This is a genomic window from Methylocystis suflitae (assembly GCF_024448135.1).
Taxonomy (GTDB): domain Bacteria; phylum Pseudomonadota; class Alphaproteobacteria; order Rhizobiales; family Beijerinckiaceae; genus Methylocystis; species Methylocystis suflitae.
The window spans coordinates 45,947-52,296 of sequence record NZ_JAMRYX010000218.1 but is presented as its reverse complement, the minus strand read 5'-3'; the positions used below and the strand labels follow the sequence as shown (position 1 = coordinate 52,296).

Here is a 6,350-nt window from a genome sequence, read left to right as displayed (position 1 = left end):
CGCGACGACGCCGAACTTGCCGATGCGCGCGCGCAATGGAAAGAACTGCGCGATCTGGGCTATAGCCTCGTCTATCACCAGCAGAGCGAGAGCGGCGGATGGGAAGAGAAGGCGCGCGAACCGAAGGCATAGATCACGCCGCATCTGGGCGGGATCGCCCAGATGCGGATGACGTGATCGATTCCAAAGGATTAGAGCGCGCTCCAGGCGAAAAACCGGATTCCACTTTTTCGCAGCGCGCTCTAGGCGAAGATTTCGCCGAACGCCGCGCCCGGGCGCGCGAAAGGCTCGACGCCGTTGATCCGCATAAGCGTCCCGGCGGGACCGAGGCCGATCCCAAGCGCCGGGAATGGTTCGAGGCAGTTTACGCTCTCGCCGAGGACGATCCGGCCGCCGTGCCCTGGGCGCATCTTGAGCCGCGCCCGCTGCTTGAAGATTGGCTGGCCGCGCGCTCGCTCGTCGGCCTTCGCGCGCTCGACGTCGGCTGCGGATTGGGCGACAACGCCGAAGCGCTGGCGCGCGCCGGCGCGCATGTCGTCGCCTTCGATCTCGTCGAGCGGGCCGTGCAATGGGCGCGCGAGCGTTTTCCGCAGAGCGCGGTCGACTATCGCGTCGCCGATCTCTTCGATGCGCCATCCGAATGGCGCGGCGCCTTCGATCTCGTGCACGAGCTTTATACGCTGCAGGCGCTTCCCGAGACGCTTCTGCCCGACGCCGCGCGGGCGCTGGCTTCCTTTGTCGCGCCGGGCGGAACGCTGCTCGTCATCTCGCGGGCGCGTGATGAAGGCGAAGACCTTGGCGGCCCGCCATGGCCGCTCGCGCGAACCACTATCGAATCGCTCGCCCTCGACAGTCTTCGGCTGGTTGCGCTGGAGGATATTCCGGCAAGCGGCGGCCTCGCGCGCCACTGGCGCGCCGAGTTTCGTCGCGGCGAGGCTGGCGGGTGAGCGCGCCGCTGCTGTCGATTAAAGGCGTCAGCAAAAAATTCGGCGCCGTCGTTGCGCTCGAGGAGGTGTCGCTCGACGTGGGGGCCGGCGAATTCTTCGCGCTTCTTGGACCGTCCGGCTGCGGCAAAACCACGCTGATGCGTTGCATCGCGGGTTTCGAGTCGCCGGACGCCGGAACGATTTCGCTGAGCGTCGTCGATCTTTCCGGCGTGCCGCCCTATCGGCGACCCGTGAACATGATGTTCCAGTCCTATGCGCTATTTCCGCATCTCAATGTCTTTGAGAACATCGCCTTCGGTCTGCGACGGCAAGGGGGGACGAGAGACGCCATCGACGCGCGCGTCGGCGAATTGCTTGCGATGACGCAGCTTTCGGCTTTTGGCCATCGCAGAATCGACGAGCTCTCCGGCGGACAAAAGCAGCGCGTCGCGCTGGCGCGGGCGCTCGCGCCGCGTCCGAAAATGCTGTTGCTCGACGAGCCGCTGGCCGCGCTCGATCGCAAGCTGCGCGAAGAGACGCAGTTTCAGCTCAAGGAAATCCAGCGGCTGACGCAGACGAGCTTCGTCATCGTCACGCATGATCAGGACGAAGCGCTGGCGCTCGCCGACCGCATTGCGGTGATGCGGGCGGGCAGGGTGGAGCAGGTCGCCGGGCCGATGGAGATTTACGACCGGCCCGCGACGCGCTTCGTCGCCGGCTTCGTCGGCGAAACGAATTTCATCGAGGGACGCCTCGACCGCAACGGCGCTGCGGCGCTGGTGGCCGAGTTTGGACGAATCCCCTGCGAGCCTGGAGATTTGCCCGATGGCGCGCGGGCGACGCTCAGCGTGCGCCCCGAGCGGATCGGCGTTGCGCGCGAAGGCGAGGGAATCGCGGGTTTCGTCGAGAACTTCGTGTTTCGCGGCGAAACGACGCTGCTGCGGGTGCGCGTCGCCAGGGACATCGTTCTGCGCGCGGCCGCATGCCATGGCGAGCGCCACGCGATCGGCGACTCCGTGAGGCTCAACTTCCCACCTGGCGCGGGAACGCTTCTCGCGGAGGAGACGTAAGATGAGGCTCAAAGGACGAACCCGGCGCCATAACGCCGTCCTGGGGAGGGCTCGACGCGACGCGACGCCCTCGTCCTTCGAGACGCGCCTTTCAGGCGCTCCTCAGGATGAGGGCGCTGTCACCGGGCCTATGGCATGAGCGCACGCCGCCGACTCTCGCTGGGCGAGCGGCTCGTGATCGCGGCGCCTTATCTGTGGATCGGCGCCTTTTTCCTTGCGCCGATGTTGCTCATCGCCAAGATTTCCGTTTCGCAATCGGTGCTTGCGCGCCCGCCCTATCGGCCGATTTTCGAGCCTTCCGACAGTTTGGCCGCCATTTGGGCCAAGGCGCAGACCTTTTCGTTCGACGCCTATCGCGCGCTGATGAGCGACACGCTTTATCTCGAATCCTATCTGTCCTCGCTCACCATCGCCGCGGTCTCGACGCTGATCGCGCTGATCATCGCCTATCCTTTCGCGCTCGCCATGGCGCGCGCGCCCGAGCGCCTGCGCCCCATGCTCATCGGCCTTGCGGCGGCGCCGTTCTGGACGAGCTTTCTCATCCGCGTCTACGCCTGGATCGCGCTATTGAAGGACGATGGGTTGATCAATAACGCGCTGATGGCGCTGGGGCTCATTAGCGCGCCGCTGCAAATGTTCGCGACAACGGGCGCCGTCGTCGTCGGCATCGTCTACTCCTATCTGCCCTTCATGCTGTTGCCGCTCTACGCGGCGCTGGAGCGACAGGACCCCAGCCTTCGCGAGGCGGCGGCGGATCTCGGGGCGTCGCCGGCGCAGGTGTTCTTGCGCGTGACGCTGCCGCTCTCGCGTGAAGGCGTGATTGCGGGCGCGCTTCTCGTCTTCATTCCGGCGGTCGGCGAATTCGTCATTCCGGATCTCCTCGGCGGATCCGAGACGCTGATGATCGGGCGAACCTTGTGGAACGACTTCTTCTCCAACCACGACTGGCCGGCGGCCTCCGCCGCGGCGATCGCGCTCGTCGCTGTGTTGATGATTCCGCTGCTGCTGTGGGAGCGGGCGCGGCTTGCCGATGAGGACGATGCTCGATGAGCGCGGCAGCCTCATGGGCGCGTCGCGCGACACTTTTTATAGGCTTTGTCTTCCTTTACGCCCCGATCGTCATTCTCGCTGTCATGAGCTTCAACGCGTCGCGTCTGGTTTCGGTGTGGGGCGGGTTTTCGACGAAATGGTATGCGGCGCTCCTGGAGAATGAGCAGCTTCTGCATTCGGCGAAGATCAGCCTCGCCGCCGCGCTGACCTCGGCCACCATCGCGACTCTGCTGGGCCTTCTGGCCGCCATATCGCTTGCGCGGTTTGGACGCTTTCGCACGCGCATGCTGTTCTTCGGCGCCGTTCATGCCCCGCTGGTTCTGCCGGAGGTCGTGCTCGGCCTCGCGCTCCTCACCTGTTTCGTCGCGTTCGGGGTGGGACGAGGCTTCGTCACGCTGGTCATCGGTCATGTTACATTGACAATGTGTTTCACGACGGTCGCGATTCTCGCGGCGCTGCGCGACAGCGATCCGGCGCTCGAAGAAGCGGCGATGGATCTGGGGGCGACGCCTTTAGGGGCCTTTATCCGCGTCGCGTTGCCGCAGATCGCGCCGGCGATCGTCACCGCTTATCTCCTGGCGTTCACTCTTTCTCTCGACGACCTTGTCATCGCCAGTTTTGCGACGGGACCCGGCGCGACGACGCTGCCGATGCGCATCTACTCACAGGTACGGCTGGGCGTTTCGCCGCAGATCAACGCCATTTCGACGCTGCTTCTGGCGCTCGTCGCCGTAGCGCTCGGACTCGCGGCGCTTGTTTCGTCCGGGCGCGCGCGGCGCGATGGCAAGTGGTGACAAGCTTGGCGCCCGCGCCAGATAATGCATCATGACTCAAAATTGGTTCGCTTCGCTTCCGAATTTCATCACCATTGGCCGTCTCGTGCTGACGCCGGCGACGATCATCTTGATCGTCGAGCGGCAATGGACCGCCGCCTTCCTGCTCTTCGCCGTCGCCGGCCTGTCCGACGCCCTGGACGGTTGGCTGGCCCGCACTTACAGTCTCCAATCGGAACTTGGCGCAATTCTCGATCCCATCGCCGACAAGGCGCTCATCGTTTCGATGTACGTGACGCTCGCGATCGTTGACGCGCTGCCGGCCTGGCTCGCAATCATGGTGGTGTTTCGCGATGTCATGATCACGGGGGCGGTGTCGCTGTCGTGGCTCATGGGCCGGCCGATGAAGGTGCATCCACATTTTTCTTCCAAGGCGACCACCGCCGCGCAACTGGTGTTCGCGGGCGTCGTTCTGGCCGTTCAGGCATACGGCCTTCATATTCCGCTGTTAAACGTAACGCTCATCGCCCTCGTCGCCGCATTGACCGTTGCTTCCGCCTGCGTCTATCTGTGGCTTTGGGTCCAGCATATGAGGCTGTGACATGTCACAGAGAACACCGACGCTCGGCTCCGATACTGCGCAGCCGGCGGTCATTCCGCCGCCTCTCGAAGCGGGCGACGACGCCGAGATGCGGCAGCTGCAATGGGCGGGGCTGAGCCTCGAACGACAGCTGGCGCTCTGGGGCTTGACGCTTCTGGCGCTAGGCCTGTCGCTCTATTTCCTGAGCCCGGTGCTTGCGCCCTTTGTCGCCGGAACCGCGCTCGGCTATCTGCTCGACCCCGTGGCTGACCGGCTGCAGCGGCTGGGCCTGTCGAGATTGGGCGCCGCGGGTCTTCTGCTCGTCGTCTTTATTCTGGTCGTCGGGACCGCAGCCGTTGTTCTGGTTCCGATTCTTTCGCATCAGCTTGCGAGCTTCCTCACCTCGCTGCCGGGCTATTTGCAGACGCTGCATGGCCTCCTTACGCAATGGAGCGAGCGCGTCACGAGCGATTCCATCAATGGCTGGCTGAAGGAATTCGGACTCGGCGGCGCCGCGGCGTCTTTCGATGCGCAAAAATATATAAACGACCTCACGAGCCAGGGCGCGACGTTGCTCGGCGATTTCCTGAAATCGCTGTTGTGGCGGGGCTATGCGCTCATCAACGTCATCTCGCTCATCGTGATCACACCGGTCGTCGCCTTCTATATGCTGGTCGATTGGGATCACATGGTCGGCATCATCGACGATCTGATTCCGCCGCGCCATCGCGACGACGTGCGCTCGCTCGCCCGCGACATCGATCGCGCGCTTGCCGGCTTCGTGCGCGGGCAGTCGCTTGTCTGCCTGTTCCTTGGCGTCTGGTATGCTGGGGGGCTTTCGGCGATCGGGCTGAATTTCGGGTTCCTCATCGGCGTCATCGCGGGTTTTCTGAGCTTCATCCCCTACGTCGGCTCCGTCACCGCCTTCGTATTATCGATCATCGTCGCGATCGTTCAGGGCTGGCCGCACATCCATCTGCCGATCGAGGCGGTGGCGATCGTGACGACTGGACTGATCATGGACGGCTATGTGCTGTCGCCGCGGCTCGTCGGCGCCTCCGTCGGGCTGCATCCGGTCTGGATCATGTTCGCCTTGCTGGCCTTCGGCGCGCTTTTCGGATTTACGGGGCTTATCGTCGCCGTGCCTGTGGCGGCGGCGCTCGGCGCCTTCATGCGCTTTCTTGCAAAACGCTACCGTGGGAGCGCGCTCTATCAGCACCCGATCCCCGACCGCACATGACAAAGGCCGGCGCGCCGGAAAAACGCGAGCGGGGACGTCAGTTGCCGCTCGACCTGCCGACGACGCCGCGCTTCGGACGTGAAGAGTTTCTGCCCGCCGCATCGAACCGGGCGGCGCTCGAGATGATCGAGCGCTGGCCGGATTGGCCCGATCGGGTTCTCGCGCTGATCGGGCCCGCCGGCGCGGGCAAATCCCACCTCTGCGCCATTTGGGCGGCGCGCGCGAGCGCGCTTGTGGTTGCGCCCGAGGCCCTGCCGACGCTGGAAGGGCTGGTCGCGCAGGCGCCGCGCGCCGTCGTCATCGATGACGTCGACCGCGTCGCCGACGAAACCTCGCTGTTTCATCTCCTGAATTTTGTGAACGAAAACGGCGCTTACCTGCTGATGAGCGCGGCCCGCCCGCCGCGGGCCGAAGACACGCGGCTTCCCGACCTGTTGTCGCGTTTGCGGCGCGCCCCGATCGTCGAAATCGGCGCGCCGGACGAGACGTTGATGCGCGCGGTTCTGGTGAAGCTCTTCGCGGATCGACAGCTCCTCGTCGAACCGCCGGCGCTGGCTTTCGCCGCGCTGAGGCTGGAGCGCTCTCTCGCCGCCGCACGCGCCTTTGTCGCCGCTCTCGACCGCGAGGCTTTGGCGCAGGGGCGGCCTGTCACACGGGCGCTCGCGGCCAAGGTTATTGAGAAGTTTACTTAAGGATTGGCCGAAGGATTTC

7 protein-coding genes are annotated in these 6,350 nt (G+C 64.8%); all 7 read left to right on the top strand.

Annotated elements, in window-relative coordinates:
- Positions 1–173 precede the first annotated feature (173 nt).
- The 7 genes from NEI07_RS16805 (at position 174) to NEI07_RS16775 (ending at position 6,331) form a co-directional block, all read left to right on the top strand.
- Positions 174–947 carry a class I SAM-dependent methyltransferase gene (locus NEI07_RS16805; protein ID WP_256036149.1) on the top strand — a complete coding sequence of 258 codons (774 nt, stop codon included), beginning with the start codon at positions 174–176 and terminating at the stop codon, positions 945–947.
- Entirely contained in the window at positions 944–1,996 is a 1,053-nt protein-coding gene (locus NEI07_RS16800; protein ID WP_256036146.1) for an ABC transporter ATP-binding protein, read from the top strand. The genes NEI07_RS16805 and NEI07_RS16800 overlap by 4 nt, the downstream gene beginning before the upstream one ends.
- A gap of 135 nt (positions 1,997–2,131) precedes the next feature.
- Positions 2,132–3,046 (top strand): ABC transporter permease, encoded by a 915-nt coding sequence (locus tag NEI07_RS16795; RefSeq protein ID WP_256036143.1) that lies wholly within the window; start codon positions 2,132–2,134, stop codon positions 3,044–3,046.
- Complete coding sequence (locus tag NEI07_RS16790; RefSeq protein WP_256036140.1) at positions 3,043–3,840, top strand: ABC transporter permease; 798 nt, start codon at positions 3,043–3,045, stop codon at positions 3,838–3,840. The genes NEI07_RS16795 and NEI07_RS16790 overlap by 4 nt, the downstream gene beginning before the upstream one ends.
- A gap of 31 nt (positions 3,841–3,871) precedes the next feature.
- On the top strand, positions 3,872–4,420 hold the full coding sequence (locus tag NEI07_RS16785; protein WP_256036137.1) for a CDP-alcohol phosphatidyltransferase family protein: 549 nt from the start codon (positions 3,872–3,874) through the stop codon (positions 4,418–4,420).
- A gap of 1 nt (position 4,421) precedes the next feature.
- A complete protein-coding gene (locus NEI07_RS16780; protein ID WP_256036136.1) occupies positions 4,422–5,639 on the top strand; it encodes an AI-2E family transporter in 1,218 nt (405 codons plus the stop codon).
- Positions 5,636–6,331, top strand: a complete 696-nt coding sequence (locus NEI07_RS16775) for a P-loop NTPase family protein (protein WP_256036133.1) — start codon at positions 5,636–5,638, stop codon at positions 6,329–6,331. The genes NEI07_RS16780 and NEI07_RS16775 overlap by 4 nt, the downstream gene beginning before the upstream one ends.
- The last annotated feature ends 19 nt before the right edge of the window (positions 6,332–6,350 follow it).

Excerpts from the sequence above, each read along its gene's own strand:
- NEI07_RS16795 (WP_256036143.1), top strand. The coding sequence starts at position 2,132 with ATGAGCGCACGCCGCCGACTCTCGCTGGGCGAGCGGCTCGTGATCGCG.
- NEI07_RS16790 (WP_256036140.1), top strand. The coding sequence starts at position 3,043 with ATGAGCGCGGCAGCCTCATGGGCGCGTCGCGCGACACTTTTTATAGGC.
- NEI07_RS16785 (WP_256036137.1), top strand. The coding sequence starts at position 3,872 with ATGACTCAAAATTGGTTCGCTTCGCTTCCGAATTTCATCACCATTGGC.
- NEI07_RS16780 (WP_256036136.1), top strand. The coding sequence starts at position 4,422 with ATGTCACAGAGAACACCGACGCTCGGCTCCGATACTGCGCAGCCGGCG.
- NEI07_RS16775 (WP_256036133.1), top strand. The coding sequence starts at position 5,636 with ATGACAAAGGCCGGCGCGCCGGAAAAACGCGAGCGGGGACGTCAGTTG.